This is a genomic window from Paenibacillus sp. ACRRX (assembly GCF_022346885.1).
In the GTDB taxonomy this organism is placed as follows: domain Bacteria; phylum Bacillota; class Bacilli; order Paenibacillales; family Paenibacillaceae; genus Paenibacillus_B.
Map to the genome: position 1 here is coordinate 672,312 of NZ_JAKRNK010000002.1, position 16,555 is coordinate 688,866.

Annotated in this window: 14 protein-coding genes; all 14 read right to left on the reverse strand. The window is 45.4% G+C overall.

Annotated elements, in window-relative coordinates; translation table 11 throughout:
• Positions 1 to 18: 18 nt before the first annotated feature.
• Positions 19 to 1,116: a transcription termination factor NusA gene (gene nusA, locus MH117_RS08465; RefSeq protein WP_028545195.1), complete on the reverse strand. Its 1,098-nt coding sequence runs from the start codon at positions 1,114 to 1,116 to the stop codon at positions 19 to 21.
• 98 nt (positions 1,117 to 1,214) lie between these two features.
• Positions 1,215 to 1,676: a ribosome maturation factor RimP gene (gene rimP, locus MH117_RS08470; protein ID WP_239328234.1), complete on the reverse strand. Its 462-nt coding sequence runs from the start codon at positions 1,674 to 1,676 to the stop codon at positions 1,215 to 1,217.
• 247 nt (positions 1,677 to 1,923) lie between these two features.
• On the reverse strand, positions 1,924 to 6,240 hold the full coding sequence (locus MH117_RS08475) for a PolC-type DNA polymerase III (RefSeq protein WP_239328235.1): 4,317 nt from the start codon (positions 6,238 to 6,240) through the stop codon (positions 1,924 to 1,926).
• Between the two features lie 126 nt (positions 6,241 to 6,366).
• Positions 6,367 to 7,815, reverse strand: coding sequence for a proline--tRNA ligase (gene proS / locus MH117_RS08480; RefSeq protein ID WP_239328236.1), 1,449 nt, complete (start codon positions 7,813 to 7,815; stop codon positions 6,367 to 6,369).
• A 76-nt stretch (positions 7,816 to 7,891) separates the two neighbouring features.
• Positions 7,892 to 9,166, reverse strand: coding sequence for an RIP metalloprotease RseP (gene rseP / locus MH117_RS08485; RefSeq protein ID WP_239328237.1), 1,275 nt, complete (start codon positions 9,164 to 9,166; stop codon positions 7,892 to 7,894).
• Between the two features lie 134 nt (positions 9,167 to 9,300).
• The gene (locus MH117_RS08490) at positions 9,301 to 10,446 is read right to left on the reverse strand and encodes a 1-deoxy-D-xylulose-5-phosphate reductoisomerase (RefSeq protein WP_239328238.1); all 1,146 of its coding nucleotides are present in this window, start codon (positions 10,444 to 10,446) and stop codon (positions 9,301 to 9,303) included.
• 31 nt (positions 10,447 to 10,477) lie between these two features.
• Positions 10,478 to 11,275, reverse strand: a complete 798-nt coding sequence (locus MH117_RS08495; RefSeq protein ID WP_239328239.1) for a phosphatidate cytidylyltransferase — start codon at positions 11,273 to 11,275, stop codon at positions 10,478 to 10,480.
• 18 nt (positions 11,276 to 11,293) lie between these two features.
• A complete protein-coding gene (locus tag MH117_RS08500) occupies positions 11,294 to 12,064 on the reverse strand; it encodes an isoprenyl transferase (RefSeq protein ID WP_239328240.1) in 771 nt (256 codons plus the stop codon).
• Between the two features lie 175 nt (positions 12,065 to 12,239).
• Positions 12,240 to 12,794, reverse strand: a complete 555-nt coding sequence (frr, locus tag MH117_RS08505) for a ribosome recycling factor (protein WP_239328241.1) — start codon at positions 12,792 to 12,794, stop codon at positions 12,240 to 12,242.
• Entirely contained in the window at positions 12,794 to 13,522 is a 729-nt protein-coding gene (pyrH, locus tag MH117_RS08510; protein ID WP_028545186.1) for a UMP kinase, read from the reverse strand. The genes frr and pyrH overlap by 1 nt, the downstream gene beginning before the upstream one ends.
• 120 nt (positions 13,523 to 13,642) lie before the next feature.
• The gene (gene tsf / locus MH117_RS08515; RefSeq protein WP_239328242.1) at positions 13,643 to 14,293 is read right to left on the reverse strand and encodes a translation elongation factor Ts; all 651 of its coding nucleotides are present in this window, start codon (positions 14,291 to 14,293) and stop codon (positions 13,643 to 13,645) included.
• A gap of 138 nt (positions 14,294 to 14,431) precedes the next feature.
• Positions 14,432 to 15,130 (reverse strand): 30S ribosomal protein S2, encoded by a 699-nt coding sequence (gene rpsB / locus MH117_RS08520; protein ID WP_239328243.1) that lies wholly within the window; start codon positions 15,128 to 15,130, stop codon positions 14,432 to 14,434.
• Between the two features lie 176 nt (positions 15,131 to 15,306).
• Positions 15,307 to 15,942, reverse strand: coding sequence for a hypothetical protein (locus MH117_RS08525; RefSeq protein WP_239328244.1), 636 nt, complete (start codon positions 15,940 to 15,942; stop codon positions 15,307 to 15,309).
• A complete protein-coding gene (locus MH117_RS08530) occupies positions 15,935 to 16,510 on the reverse strand; it encodes a hypothetical protein (RefSeq protein WP_239328245.1) in 576 nt (191 codons plus the stop codon). Before MH117_RS08530 ends, MH117_RS08525 begins: the two co-directional genes overlap by 8 nt.
• Positions 16,511 to 16,555: the final 45 nt, after the last annotated feature.

Sequence of the window (16,555 nt, forward strand, 5' to 3'; positions counted from 1 at the left end):
TTGGTTCACCTTCAACAATTAATGCATCGATCTCATATCAAGCTCGTCGCTCCATGTTATGCCGCTTGAGTTCGACTCTGGCTGCTCGACCTGGGATTCACTCTTGATATCGATCTTCCAACTCGTTAACTTCGCAGCAAGACGGGCATTCTGGCCCTTAATGCCGATAGCCAATGACAATTGGTAGTCAGGCACGATAACCCGCGCCATCTTCTCTTCTTCATGCACATCAACTTCGACCACCTTAGACGGGCTGAGTGCGTTAGCTACGTACTCTTCCACATCTTCAGACCAGCGAACGATGTCGATTTTCTCGCCGCGAAGTTCATTTACAATCGTTTGGACCCGCAAGCCTTTAGGCCCTACGCATGATCCAACCGGGTCCACTTCCGGGTTGCGGGAATATACCGCAATCTTGGAACGTTGACCTGCTTCACGAGCAACGGATTTGATCTCTACTACACCCTCGAAAATTTCAGGTACTTCCAGTTCAAACAAACGCTTCAGCAACCCTGGATGTGTACGCGATAAAATGATTTGTGGCCCCTTAGTGGTATTCTCCACTTTCGTAATGTATGCCTTAACACGATCCCCGTGCTTAAACTTCTCGTTTGGCATCATTTCGTTTAATGGCAGCACAGCCTCTACTTTACCCAGATCAATGTAAACATTGCGTGTATCTTGACGCTGCACAATCCCTGTAACAATATCATCCGCTTTGTCGATAAAAGCGTTATAGATAAGCCCGCGCTCCGCTTCACGAATGCGCTGTGTTACCACTTGTTTTGCCGTTTGTGCAGCAATACGCCCAAATTCTCGCGGTGTAACTTCAATGTCACAAACATCATTTACCATGTAATTTGGATTATACTCGCGTGATGCGTGAACAGAGATTTCATGACGCGGATCCATCACTTCATCAACAACCGTTTTGCGGGCGAATACTTTAATAACACCTGTTGAACGGTTAATATCCACACGGACATTTTGCGCAGCGTTGAAATTACGCTTGTAACTGGAAATTAAGGCCGCTTCTATCGCCTCGATCAAAATCTCCTTGCTAATCCCTTTGTCTCTCTCTATCTCGGTTAGTGCCTCGATAAAATCAATACTCATGTGATTGGTTCCCCCTTTCAGCCAATAACTGGCTCATTCGCGTTCTTTGAATATGAATTAAAATGTGGTGTGTACAGAGCACTAAAAATCATACCAATTTAGAAAATAATCGCCAATCGGGCGCTTGCAACCTTATCATAAGGCAACAAATGCTCTTTTTTGCCGACTCGAACGACTACTGTTGCTTCATCAAATGAAACAAGTGTTCCTTCGAATTCCTTATTGCCGTCAATAGGCTCATATGTAGTCACGTACACATGTTTACCGATAGACTTCATGAAATCTTTAGCTTTCTTGAGTGGACGCTCTGCTCCTGGAGAAGATACCTCCAAAAAATAAGCGTCAGTAATCGGATCATTCTCATCCAGCTTCTGACTCAAATATTCACTGACGCGGCCGCAATCTTCGATATCGATTCCGCCATCCTTGTCCACATACACTCGTAAAAACCAACTGCTGCCTTCCTTTACGTACTCAACGTCCACCAATTCAAATTGATGTTCTTCCAAGTACGGATTGACCATGTCTTCAACGACCGATCTGATGTTCGGTATGCTCAAGCTGGGTACCTCCCAAATGACGAATAAGGTGTCACTCACTAATATGTTGAAACCCGCTGCGGTGCACCAAGCCCGAATAAAGTCGGTATCAAATATGAAAGAGTGGGTTTCCCCACTCTTTACGCAACGGATGTATCCACATGATTACCAAAAAAATTATATCATAGCCAGTTGACAAATGGCAAGGGTGTGACCTTAACAACCCCTTTACCAGTGGCCTCTCGACACATGTGCACACGACTTACTTTTAAAACAAGGAGAGCTGATTGCTCTCAGGCAGGCCGCGGAAGCAGCCCATTTGCGTCAGCATCTCTACAATCGTCTTGGTAGCTTTCGAGCGCTGCTGGAAATCTTCAATAGATAAATATTCAGTTCCTTCGCGGGAAGCTGCAATATTTTTCGCGGCATTCTCACCAATTCCTTGCACAGCAGAGAACGGCGGAACGAGCGAATTACCGTCAACCTGGAATTTGGACGCATCTGACCGATATAGATCAATCGGCTTAAATGAGAAACCGCGAGCGGTCATCTCAAGCGCCATTTCCAGAATCGCGATCATACTTTTTTCTTTCGTTGTTGCTTGGAAGCCCTTTGCCTCGATTTCATCTATCTTGCGACCAATCGCTTCATACCCTTGGCAGCACAATTCGATATCAAAATCTTCCGCACGCACAGTAAAGTAAGTGGCGTAAAACTCAATCGGATGATACAGCTTAAAATAGGCAGTTCGCACAGCCGAGATGACATATGCAGCAGCATGGGCCTTCGGGAACATATACTGAATTTTCAAACACGAATCAATATACCACTGCGGAACGTTACACTTCTTCATCTCGTCAATCCAGTCTTGTGACAGCCCTTTCCCTTTACGGACATTCTCCGTAATCTTAAAGGCAAGGCCTGCGTCCATCCCCGCCTTGTAGATCAAAAATAACATAATCTCATCACGACAACCAATAACGGTCTTAATCGTACATATTCCGCTCTTGATTAACTCCTGCGCATTGCCAAGCCATACACCTGTACCATGCGAAAGTCCAGATATTTGGAGTAAATCGGCAAAAGTAGCCGGCTGCGCTTCAACTAACATCTGTCGCACAAACCGCGTCCCCATCTCAGGCACTCCATAGGTGGCTACCGGAGTACGAATCCGGTCTGATGTGACACCAAGCGCTTCAACGGAGTTAAACATGCTCATTACCTTCGGGTCATTCATCGGAATCGTAGTCGGATCCACTCCCGTTAAGTCCTGCAGCATGCGCATCATCGTCGGATCATCATGCCCGAGAATATCAAGCTTTAACAAGTTAGCGTCAAAAGCGTGATAATCAAAGTGCGTTGTCTTCCACTCCGCATTCTTATCATCAGCGGGAAACTGTACTGGTGTAATATCTTCAACATCCATATAGTCAGGTACAACGACAATACCACCTGGATGCTGACCTGTGCTTCGCTTAACTCCTGTACAGCCAGACGCGAGCCGGTTCAGCTCCGCTCCACGCCATTTCTTATGGTAGCTTTCCTCATATTTCTTAGCGAATCCAAATGCGGTCTTCTCTGCTACTGTACCAATCGTACCCGCACGAAACACACATTTCTCACCAAACAAAACCTTCGTATAGTTGTGGGCAATCGGCTGATACTCACCTGAGAAGTTTAAGTCGATATCTGGAACCTTGTCCCCTTTAAAGCCGAGGAAGGTTTCAAACGGAATATCTTGTCCGTCTCCTCTCATCGTCTGGCCACAGTTCGGACATGCTTTATCCGGCAAATCAAATCCACTAGGAATGCTGCCATCCGTGAACCACTCGCTGTGCTTGCAGGACTCATTACGGCATACATAGTGAGGCGGGAGCGGATTAACTTCTGATATCCCAAGGAACATTGCTACGACAGAAGATCCGACAGACCCCCGGGAACCAACCAGATACCCATCTTGATTGGATTTCTTCACCAAACGCTCCGAGATCAAATAGTTGGCCGAAAATCCGTATTTAATGATCGGTTCCAGCTCTTTCTCAAGTCGTGCTACCACGATTTCTGGCACGGCATCACCGTATATACGCTTGGCGGTATCATAACACGTATTACGCATCTCTTCATCAGCGCCATCAATAATTGGTGTAAACAATTTATCAGGGAACAAGTTGATCGTCTCGAACCGATCCGCCAATTCATTTGTATTAGTGACAACGACTTGATATGCTTGTTCTTTGCCAAGAAATTCAAATTCTTGCAGCATCTCTGTTGTCGTGCGGAAATGGGCATCCGGCTTCTTTATGTCCTTTAACGGGCTAAATCCGGTAATGCCATGAATCGTAATATCACGGAACAATTTGTCTCGTGGATTTAAATAATGAGCATTTCCTGTCGCGACTACCGGCTTGCCCTGCTTGGCTCCGATATCACAGACTTTGCGCAACGCGTCCTCTATCTGAGAGGGGGAGCCAACAAACCCTTTCTCCACCAAATGCATATACATGGTAACGGGTTGAATTTCTAGTATGTCATAAAATTCCGCAATAACTTCCGCTTCTTCCTGCGACTTGTTCAGCACGGTCTCAAAGAACTCACCCTTCTCACAACCGGACATCAGCAGCAAGCCTTCGCGCATTTCAACAAGCTTGCTCTTCGGGATGCAAGCCACTCTGTGGAAATATTGCGTATGTGACATAGAGACAAGCTTATACAAATTCTTCTTGCCGATATCGTTAAGCGCATAAATGTTGCAATGGAATGGGCGGCTGTTAAATAAGTTCTGACCTACATAATCATTAAGGCGATCGAGCATCTCTATCCCTTTGATCTGATAAGCATCATTTAACAAGCCTTGAAGGATACCACATAATGCAGCCGTGTCATCAATCGCGCGGTGATGATTATCAAGGGAGATTTTATATTTATCCGCCAATGTGTTCAAACGGTGATTTTTAAGAGTTGGGAAAATCAAGCGTGCCAGTTCCAACGTATCCAATACTGGATTCGTCATCTCAGGCAGTCCTATTTTTTTGAGATTATGTTGTATAAATCCCATATCAAAACGAGCATTATGCGCAACTAAAATAGCATCGCCTGCGAACTCAATAAAGCCCTTTAGCACTTCATCTACTTCCGGTGCGCCCGCAACCATCTCATCTGTAATATTAGTTAACTGTTGAATGTTGTACGGGATACGCTCATGAGGGTCAACAAATGAACTGTAACGCTCTAATTCCTTGCCATCCTGCACCTTCACAGCCGCAAGTTCAATTATCTTATTGTTGGATACAGACAGACCTGTAGTTTCAATATCATATACGACATAAACCGCTTCTTTAATATTGCGCGGCTCCGCATTTAACACAACTTCAGTGCCGTCGTTAACTATATTGGCCTCAAGGCCATAGATCACTTTAACACCATGTTTCTTGCCTGCTTTAGCAGCATCCGGATAACATTGAACATTAGCATGATCCGTAATCGCGATTGCTTTGTGTCCCCATTTTGCAGCCTGCTTCACATAAGCATCTACAGAGGCTACAGCATCCATCGCACTCATTGTTGTATGAAGATGGAATTCGACCCGCTTCTCCTGTGCTGTGTCTTTGCGTTCCGGCGGGGCCGTCACTTCATGAATGTCGGATGCGATCATAACAAGCTCCGGTGTCATCATAAAGCGATCATATTCAACACGCCCGCGCACCTTCACCCACTTACCATTGGAGATTAAGTTCAGCTTTAATACATCTTCTTTGTTTTTGCCGAACATTTTTACCAGCATAGAATCGGAGAAATCCGTCACGTTAAACGTATAGAGTGTGCTGCCGTTTCTTAACTCCTTTACTTCTAAACCGAATACTGTCCCCTGAAGGGTCACACGCTTCTCTTCATCCTGCACATCCATAATAGAAACTGGTGCGTCTTTGATGTCATAGCCGTACTGCAGCTTATCTGGGATCTCTCCAATTTCAGCAGCCGCCTGATCAGCAGCTTCTCGCTCAGCATCTTCCATCAATTGTTGGATAGCCTTGCGCTCTTCTTGCATTAGCTTCTCTTGGAACGCTTCCACTGCCTCTTGATCTTGCGTGCCAACCTTCATCTGAACCCGCAGCGAACGAGAAAAATAAGTCTCAAAAAACGTTTTAATGTAGGTATCAATTTGTTTCTTCTTCGCCATTTCCAACGTCATAGCGTCGGTTAACAGCAGGTGCAAGAGATCACCTTCTACTTCGAATTGCGCCCGATGCAACCAGCCATTAACAGAGGCAACCTCACGTTTGACCCACTCGACAAACAAGTGCCAATACGCTTCTACCACTTCTTGATGCGGTACCATATCCTCATAATGAAAAATGATACGTATCTTTGCAATATGCGACATCTTGTCCTGTACCTTCAAACAGAATGTACGGTAAGCGTCAGCAGGCAGGACGGATTTTTTGCCGATATGAATTGTCCACTCCCGATTGGAGCGGCTTGTCTCCACCTGTTGAATCCAGCTATCGTGAAAATAGTTGGTCACCAGTTCAAAAGGCAAATCAACCTGCTTCATTAACAGTTCCAATCGTTGTCTTTTATCATCCATAGTTGCTTCATCCCCCCTGTGCAAAAAGAACAGAAAAGGCCCCCATCTGTCGAGTCATCGTCCGGTGTTCCGTTGGATGTTCCCGCATAGGAAGCCATTTCATCCATTCCAATAAATCTATCGTGCTTAATAAGCGCGGGCAAATACTACCGTATGCTTTGAATCCTCTCCACAAACAAGACATTTCGTCTTCTTCTCTTGGGGCTCAAACGGAATATTACGGCTAGTGGCACCTGTCTCGTCCTTGACATGCTTCTCACAAGCCGTAGAACCACACCAACCAGCAATTGTGAAGCCGCGCTTCTCGTCCATAAGCAGCTTCATCTCGTCAATCGTTTCCACGGAGTAGTAATGCTCATTGCGGAATTCAAGTGCACGGTTAAACATCTCATCGTGAACGTCCGCCAGCATTTTCTTCACTTCTGCAGCAAGATTCGCTTGCTCTACGACCCGTTTCTCACCCGATACTCGAGATACGAGTACACAAACGCCATTTTCCATATCGCGTGGCCCTATTTCCAAACGGACAGGAACACCGCGCATTTCGTATTCATTAAACTTCCAGCCTGGGCTCATGTCCGCTCTGTCATCCATACCAACACGAATGCCCGCAGACTTCAATTCTGCGAACAGCTCATTTGCACGACTAACGACTTGCTCGCGCATCTTGGCAGGACCGATTGGAATCATAATCACTTGAGTCGGCGCCACCTTCGGAGGCAGTACCAAGCCGCGATCATCTCCATGCACCATAATAAGCGAACCGATAAGGCGAGTACTTACACCCCATGAGGTTGTATGCACATATTCCTGAGTATTTTCACGGCCCAAAAACTGAATATCAAACGCAACCGCAAAGTTAGTTCCTAAATAATGCGAGGTGCCCGCTTGGACGGCGCGACCGTCTTTCATCATCGCCTCGATGGAATATGTGTCTACAGCTCCTGCAAACTTCTCAGAAGGAGTTTTCTGACCTACGATTACCGGAATTGCCAAGTAGTTCTCCACAAAATCACGGTAAATGTCGAGCATTTGCATCGTTTCTTGACGAGCCTCATCTTCTGTCTCATGAGCAGTGTGCCCTTCTTGCCACAAAAATTCGCTTGTACGTAGGAATGGAAGCGTACGCTTCTCCCAACGGACTACGTTAGCCCATTGGTTAATGAGTACAGGCAAGTCACGGTAAGATTGAATCCACTTGGAATACATATGCCCAATCATCGTCTCTGAGGTTGGACGTATTGCCAATCTTTCTTCGAGCTTCTCCCCACCTGCTTCCGTCACCCATGGAAGTTCTGGATTAAATCCTTCCACGTGCTCCTTTTCCTTCTGGAAAAAGCTCTCTGGAATAAACATAGGAAAGTAAGCATTACGATGTCCTGTTTCCTTAAAGCGGCGGTCCAATTCTTCACGAATATGTTCCCAAATCTCAAAGCCGTCAGGACGGAATACGATACACCCGCGAACAGGCGAATAATCCATCAAATCAGCTTTCTTTATCACATCAATGTACCAGCGCGAGAAGTCCTCTTGCTGTGGTGTAATTTCAGTAACGAACTGCTTCTCCTTCGACATAACGGATATGATCCTCCCGTAATTAGGCACATACAAAATAGCTTAGAGCTAAACCTCATATGTGCCTTAAACATTATTAACCTTTGACTAATCGTAATATATCGTTGTAGGTAACCGCAAGCATGAGCAGCATCAGCATCGCAAAGCCAATAAAATGCACCATACTCTCGCGGTTTGGATCTATAGGCTTGCCGCGCACACTCTCGATACCTAAGAACACAAGTCTGCTTCCGTCCAATGCCGGTATCGGCAGCAAGTTGAATATACCAAGATATAAGCTGAGTATTGCCGTCCACAACGTGAGCTGGTCAATACCCTGCTTAGCAAATTGCCCAGTTACTTCAAATGTTCGCACTGGACCACCCAAGTCATCCAACTTGAACTGACCAAAAATAAGTTGTCTGAAGCCTTCAAATATATTTTTGGTCATCGTTACCATAGCGTTGCCGGCATAATTAATCGTCTCACCAAAAGACGCCGTTCGTGTCGGCAAGATCGGGGCAATACCTACTTTGCCGCCCTTCTGTCCCGCCATGCTAACAGGTGTCAGCGTAACGTTTAATGGATTCCCATCACGCAAGATGCTCCAATTCATCGGTTTCCCCTCTGAATTTTCAATCATCTTAATTAATCGCTCACGATCGCCGCCAATGGCAATACCATTCACATTGTTGATGACGTCACCTTTGACCAAACCAGCTTTGGCAGCTGGCATCTTGTCTGTGACTTCACCAATCTTGACATAACTCGGGTTCTCCACTGGCATACCCGCCAGCTGTATGTACACCCCGAACAAAACAAACGCCAAAATAAAATTCATCAGCGGGCCCGCAAAAATGGCCATTGCACGCTTGCCAACGGACTTGCTGCCGAATTGACGGTTGTAAGGTGCAATCTGAATCTCTTGTCCTTTAACTACCATCATGGCCTGGGGATGGATCGGGTATGTGACATGTTCCCCTTCCACATCCAGCGTGACACTTAACTGATGCTCGATGTCAATAGACTCTACTTCCCCACGGATAACCTGCTTGCGCAGGTCAAGCTGATCGAGATACAACTTTGTCACTTGATTGTCTTTTAATCGAACGGCTATCGTCTGGCCGGGCTGTATATCAACCACTTCCGGGTCTTCGCCTGCCATACGAACAAACCCGCCTACTGGCAGCAGCCTCAAGGTATATCGTGTCTCTTTGTGAGTATGAGAGAACACCTTTGGCCCAAACCCGATTGCGAACTCACGCACCAGAATACCCGCACGTTTCGCAAAGATGAAATGTCCCCATTCATGTATCGTGACGATTACGAAAAACACGAGTATTGATAAAAATACGACTTGAACCATTTGCACAGCGTTGCATCCTCCTTTACGTTTTCGGGTCGCCGTATGTCTTATAGATTAACATTATTCTCCGATCTCGCACAAGAGAATCCCCTTTTGTCCACTTATGGATGCAATGCGCCAATTTACCCCGTATTTTATTTTTATAGAAAAGCTTTATCTGCTTCCTGACGTGTCTTGCGATCTGTCTCTTCGATCTCTTCCAACGTAGGTTCTGCCGCAACTTGATGACGTTCCAATGCTTGTTCTACGATACGCTCAATATCCAAAAATGAAATTTCTCCACGAAGGAATCGTGCAACAGCAACTTCATTGGCAGCGTTAAATACTGTAGTAGCTGTACCACCCAATTTGCCGCTTTCATAAGCATAACGGACCATCGGGTATCTTTCCATGTCCAATTCACGGAAATGAAGAGTGCCAATCTGCGCCAAGTTCAGCTTAGGAGATGAATTGTGGAAACGTTCTGGGTAAGTGAGTGCATACTGAATCGGCACACGCATATCCGGTGTACCCAATTGAGCAATAACAGAGCCATCCACGTATTCCACGTAAGAATGAATAATACTCTCTGGGTGCAGCATCACATGAATATCATCATAATTGAGTCCAAATAACCAATGTGCCTCAATTACTTCTAATCCTTTGTTCGCCATCGTTGCAGAGTCAATCGTAATCTTGGCTCCCATGGACCAATTCGGATGCTGCAACGCTTGCTCTACTGATACACCCTCAAGTTCCGCTCGCGAAAAATCGCGAAAACTTCCACCAGAAGCCGTCAGCGTAATGCTTTGAAGTGCTCGTCTTGGTTCTCCATTTAGACATTGGAAAATAGCTGAATGTTCGCTGTCTATAGGCATGAGCTTGACGTTATTTTGTGCAGCCGCCGCAGTAACCAAGTGTCCTGCTGTTACGAGCGTTTCCTTATTCGCAAGGCCAATCCATTTTCCCATCTCTATTGCAGCTAAAGTTGACTTCAGTCCAAGACTGCCCATGACAGCTGTCACAACGGTATCGGTAGCCGGATGAGCCGCGACTTCAATTAAACCTTCATCTCCATAAACAAGCTTAGTCCCTTGAGGCAGCTCAGGGCGTATTTGGTCAGCCGTAGCTTTATCCTGAACGGAGACCAGTTTGGGATGGAATTGTTTAATTTGCTCTAAAAATAAGGCAGCATTTCTACCTGCTGCCATTGCTTCAATCTGAAAATGTTCGGGATGATTAGCAACAACATCTAGGGTCTGAGTACCTATAGATCCTGTCGAACCAAGTACGGATATCCGCTTCATCCTAACACCTCTTTATCTATTAAATTATAGGCTATAGCGTAATTAAGCCAATCAGATGTATAAATGGGAATACAATAAGCCAACTGTCACAACGATCAAGCACGCCACCATGACCCGGCAGCAAAGTACCTGAATCCTTGACACCGCGAATTCGTTTATAGGCCGATTGAATTAAATCCCCCATCTGTCCAACGATTGATGCAGCAATTCCGATTCCTAAAGCTTGCGGCACACCCAGTACATCGGGCCGAACGAAGAGAGCAAGCACACACACAACCATTGCTGATATAATGCCGCCTACCGCTCCCTCAATTGTCTTATTCGGACTGATTGCAGGCCAAAGCTTATGCCTGCCGATAGCTCGTCCTGTAAAATAAGCCCCGATATCGGAGGCCCAAATTGCCGCAAACATAAGTATTGTCCAGAACAAACCCTCGTCTAGCATGGTACGAGTAAGTATCATATATTTAAAGCCGATACCGATGTAAAATGCGCCAAGCCATAACTGAGACGCGGTCTGAATCGGCACCCTATTCTTAGTCACAACCGTTACACACAAAAAGGCAAACATAACGAGCCACATCGTTGATTCCATTGACACATGGAAGCTGACTCCCCATTTGGCCCACGGCACAGCTAGTATTAATACAAGCGCATAACCGACAATTGATGCCAGATCAAATGCCTTTTCATGATGCATACGAGCGAATTCGAAATAACCGATGAGTGCTAAAGCAATCAACAGCAATTCATAAGGGATGCTACCGATATACACGAACCCTGCAAATATCGCTCCTCCAATAACCCCCGTGATGATGCGCTGTTTCATAGCGATTAATCCTCCAACCTATTGTAGTCCACCGTATCGCCGGGAACGGCGTTGATATTCAGCCACAGCTTCTTTCAAATGCCGTTCATTAAATTCTGGCCAATACACATCTGTGAACCAAAGTTCGCTGTATGCGATCTGCCATAACATAAAGTTGCTTAAACGCAATTCACCGCTCGTTCGAATCAACAGATCGGGATTGGGCAGTTCGCTGGACATCAGATGCTCCTGTACTACGGCCTCTTCGATATCCTCAATCTTTAGTTTGCCGGCTTGAACATGTTGTGCAATCGAACGCACACTTTCTACCAATTCCCGCTGCCCACCGTAATTTAATGCGAAGTTTAAAATGAGTCCTGTATTATGCTTGGTCTGCTCAATTGCTTCTTCAAGCGCTTGAATCGTATGACTTGGCAGGCCATCACGTAATCCCATCATCCGTACTTGAACATTGTTAGCGATCAATTCATCTAACTCAATCGCAAGAAACTGCTGGGGCAGCTTCATTAAGAAATCGACTTCTTCCTTTGGGCGTTTCCAATTCTCTGTTGAAAAAGCATACATGGTAAGCACTTTGACACCTAAGTCATTGGCCGCGATCGTCACACGCTTAACCGCCTTCATCCCACTATGATGACCAGCGATTCGGGGCAGACCGCGTTTTTTAGCCCAACGCCCGTTGCCATCCATAATGATGGCGACATGCTTCGGGATATTGTCAGACGAAAGCTCCAGTGGCGCATGGTCTGTTCCCTTTTGCTTAAACCACGCTTGGATTCGCTTAATCATTCGGTCTCCTCCAACCACGGTAATGAGTTAACGTAACTTTAAAGCCATCTACCATCCGAATGGCTGTACACAACAGTTAGTTAACGGATAAGAAGATGTTCTCATGAAGTCTTCAAACAAAAAGACAACAAACCCCACCGTTCGGAGGGGCATAAATTGTGAAAGTTGTCTTTCCTTACACTTCCATAATTTCTTTTTCTTTTGTAACCAACACTTTGTCGACTTCCGTAATAAACTTGTCTGTTGATTTCTGGATATCTTCCTGATGACGACGAGATTCATCTTCTGAAATATCTGTCTTCTCCATCTTCTTGATATCATCATTCGCATCACGACGAATATTACGAATCGCAACTTTAGCTTCTTCTCCGTATTTCTTCGTTTGCTTAACCAACTCAGCACGACGTTCTTCCGTCAGAGCAGGTATCGTGATCCGAATCATTGAGCCATCGTTTGCAGGTGTCAAACCGAGATCCGATTTCATAATCGCTTTCTCGATGGCACCAATCGATGTTTTGTCCCACGGTTGAATCATCAACGTGCGTGGATCAGGTGTATTAATATTCGCTAGTTGGTTAACAGGAGTCATTGCACCGTAGTATTCCACTTGCACGCGGTCAAGCAATGCTGGAGCAGCACGACCTGCGCGAAGTGTCGCTAATTCACGTCTAAGAGCTGCAATGGCTTTCTCCATACGATCTTCGGCATGCTTCTTCACGGATTGTGGCATTAGTCTACACTCCCTTTTACAATTGTTCCGATCTTCTCACCGAGTACGACTCGTTTAATGTTACCTTGTTCGCTAATGGAGAATACAAGCAAGTTAATGTTGTTATCCATACAAAGTGATGTTGCTGTCGAATCCATAACGCCAAGGTTGCGGTTTAGCACTTCCAAATACGTTAATTGATCGAACTTCTCAGCTGTGTCATCCTTAAATGGATCAGCAGAATACACACCATCAACTTTGTTTTTTGCCATCAAAATAACATCTGCTTCAATCTCAGCAGCACGCAGCGCTGCAGTCGTATCCGTCGAGAAGAACGGGTTACCTGTGCCCGCTGCAAAAATAACGACGCGGCCTTTTTCTAAATGGCGGATTGCGCGACGTCTAATGTATGGCTCAGCGATTTGCTGCATAGCAATCGAAGTCTGGACACGTGTAGGTACGCCGATTTGTTCCAGCGCATCTTGCAAGGCTAGCGAGTTCATCACCGTAGCAAGCATTCCCATGTAGTCAGCCGTTCCACGGTCAATTCCTTTTTCGCTGCCTGCAATGCCGCGCCAAATGTTGCCGCCGCCACATACAATGGCTACTTCCACGCCAAGTTCAACGACTTCCTTCACTTGTTCTGCAATTGAATTGATCATATCAGATTCAATGCCGTAACCAGCTTGACCTGCTAACGACTCTCCGCTAACTTTTAATACGATGCGTTTATAAACCGGTTGTTCCAATGTATACCCTCCACTTTTTCCGAACGACTGCTAAAAAAGAAGGAACACAATGTGTTCCAACTTTTCCAGAGCGTTTGTTGATCGCCTATTGGCTTACGTGTAAAATGCAATCCAGCAGGATTACATTTTCGCTTGTGCCATAACCTCTTCAACAAAGTTATCTTGTTTTTTCTCCATACCTTCACCAAGTTCATAACGAACGAAGCGACGGATTGAGATATTTTCACCGATTGCTGCGATTTTCTCATTCAGCAGATTGTCGATTGTTTTGTCTGGGTCTTTAATGAAGGATTGCTCCATCAAGCAGAACTCTTCATAGTACTTACCGATGCGGCCTTCAACCATTTTTTCAACGATTTTTTCAGGCTTGCCTTCGTTAAGCGCTTGAGCTTTCAAAATTTCTTTTTCTTTCTCAAGATCTTCAGTAGGCACTTCGTCACGACGAACATACTTCGGTGCAGATGCCGCGATATGCATTGCGATGTCACGAGCAAATTCTTGGAATTGGTCTGTCTTAGCTACGAAGTCTGTCTCGCAGTTGATCTCAACCAATACGCCGATACGTCCACCAGCATGGATGTAAGATTGAACTACACCTTCTGTTGCAATGCGGCCTGCTTTGCTTGCTGCTGCTGCCAAGCCTTTTTCACGAAGAATCTCACCAGCTTTAGTGATATCGCCGTTAGCTTCTTCCAAAGCTTTTTTGCAATCCAACATACCTGCGCCTGTTTTCTCGCGAAGCTCTTTTACTGCACTAGCATTAACTGCCATGTCGTTTACCTCCAACCGTTTATTATGCCGCCATCTCCTTGATGGAAACTAAGCTGGCATTACTTTACGACTCAAAAAAAGGGTGGAGATAGGTGTATCACCTGCCTGCCACCCTTTTGTTCATCTCATTCGTATGAATTAAGCTGTTGTTTCTTCGCCTTGGTTACCTTCCATAATGGCTTCAGCCATTTTGGATGTCAACAACTTAACCGCGCGGATTGCATCGTCGTTACCAGGGATAACATAGTCGATTTCGTCCGGATCACAGTTCGTGTCAACGATACCTACAATTGGGATACCCAATTTGCGAGCTTCTGCAACAGCAATACGCTCTTTACGAGGATCGATTACGAACAATGCACTTGGCAAGTCTTTCATGTTCTTGATACCACCCAAGAATTTCTCAAGACGATCTTTCTCCTTGCGGAGCAAGATAACTTCTTTCTTAGGCAATACTTCGAATGTTCCATCTTCTTCCATAGCTTCGAGACGTTTCAGACGGTCTACACGCTTTTGGATCGTTTGGAAGTTCGTTAATGTACCACCCAACCAACGTTGGTTGATGAAGTACATACCACAACGCTCAGCTTCTTCCTTAACGGAATCTTGAGCTTGTTTCTTAGTACCAACAAACAGCATAGTGCCGCCGTCAGCTGCAAGGGATTTTACGAAATTGTAAGCTTCCTCGACTTTTTTCACTGTCTTTTGCAAGTCAATGATGTAAATACCGTTACGTTCTGTGAAGATATATCTGTCCATCTTTGGGTTCCAGCGACGAGTCTGGTGACCGAAATGTACACCAGCTTCAAGAAGCTGTTTCATGGAGATAACTGCCATCTTCACTACACCTCCTACATATGGTTATTTTTCCGCCGCCGATATCATCTTTCGACAAGACTTGCCCCACGGTTACCCACGACAACAAGCACCCTTGACAAAATTAATCAGCGTGTGTTCTTAACACCGTCAATTAATATACCACAATGAACTATTAGATGCAACCATTTTCACAACTAGGCATTTGGATGTGATGTTAATACAGCCAACGCTTTCTCGTATGAAGATAACACCTCAAAATTAAACGTTCCTGCACGAAGTTTTGTTTGCTTCTTTTGCTTCTTAATATAAGCTTCAAATGAGGCTGCATCATCCACGATATCAGCATCAGCAAGCTGCTTGGACACGGAGCTGGCGCTCGAATTAGGAATAATTCGAATGCTTTTAGACTGCTTTTCCTTGGGCTTGGTACTTGTCTTCTGCGAGCTGTCTTTCTTCACATTTGTTGGGACTGATGATACCTGTGTTTTGTCAACTTGCTTTATCTTTATATTATCGGGCTGCTGCTTGCTGATGCTGCTGACAGCGCCAGCATCCTTACTTGCCTTATCTGCTTTACTAGGCTGATCGAGAGCTGACGTTCGGACTGTATCCTTCGCAGGAGGATTTGCTTCCGTCGTAGATGAACGCTCTGACAGCGCACTACTTCGTTTTTGAACCAGATCAAATCCTTGACGCTCCGCCTCCCGGATTAATTGCTGCTCCGTTAGTTGTGGCACTGACTTTTGACCAATTAGCATGATCTGTAGTAATAATACGCCAATAATAATGCCCGTCCCTAATCCGATTAGAAAATAACGATTTCTAAACACGTTGATCCTCCTGCAGACTGAGTTGTAATATAAGCTGCACTTCACCTAATGGCATATTTAATCGTGCTGCAATTTGCTCCGCCTTTACCCCTTTCATATGTAAAGCAAACAAATCAACATAACGATCTCGTATTGTTGGGGGTGAATCTTCTACAACTTCTACTCCACTAGCTGCTTCTACCGCTGTCATACCTTCAAAGGTGTTCTGCTCCGCAGTGTCCTTATTTTGCACAGTTTGAACGATCTGCGGTCTGTTCACTAACGAAGAAAGAGTCTCGATCTGTGATACCTGTTGACGCTGTTGTTCGCCCGCATGCTGCACAGACGCTTCCAGCATGTCCATTCTGCGCCGCATCGCTTCATCGCGAAGATCAGCTTCCTTTTTGAGCCGCTCAACTGCCTGCAGCAGCTTCTCATTTTCTTCACTGATTTCTTGTACATAATGCTCTAATGTTTCTTCAATGTTCTGCTTCAAGTTGGCATGACTATCCTGTGAAGTTGGGCGGACCAGACCAACAACAGCAACTACGCCGCCAAGCAGCGCCAAATATATCCACGGCTCGTTCATGTTGTGCCCCCTTTACCTTTGCTGTGACTCCTCTAATCTACTGAC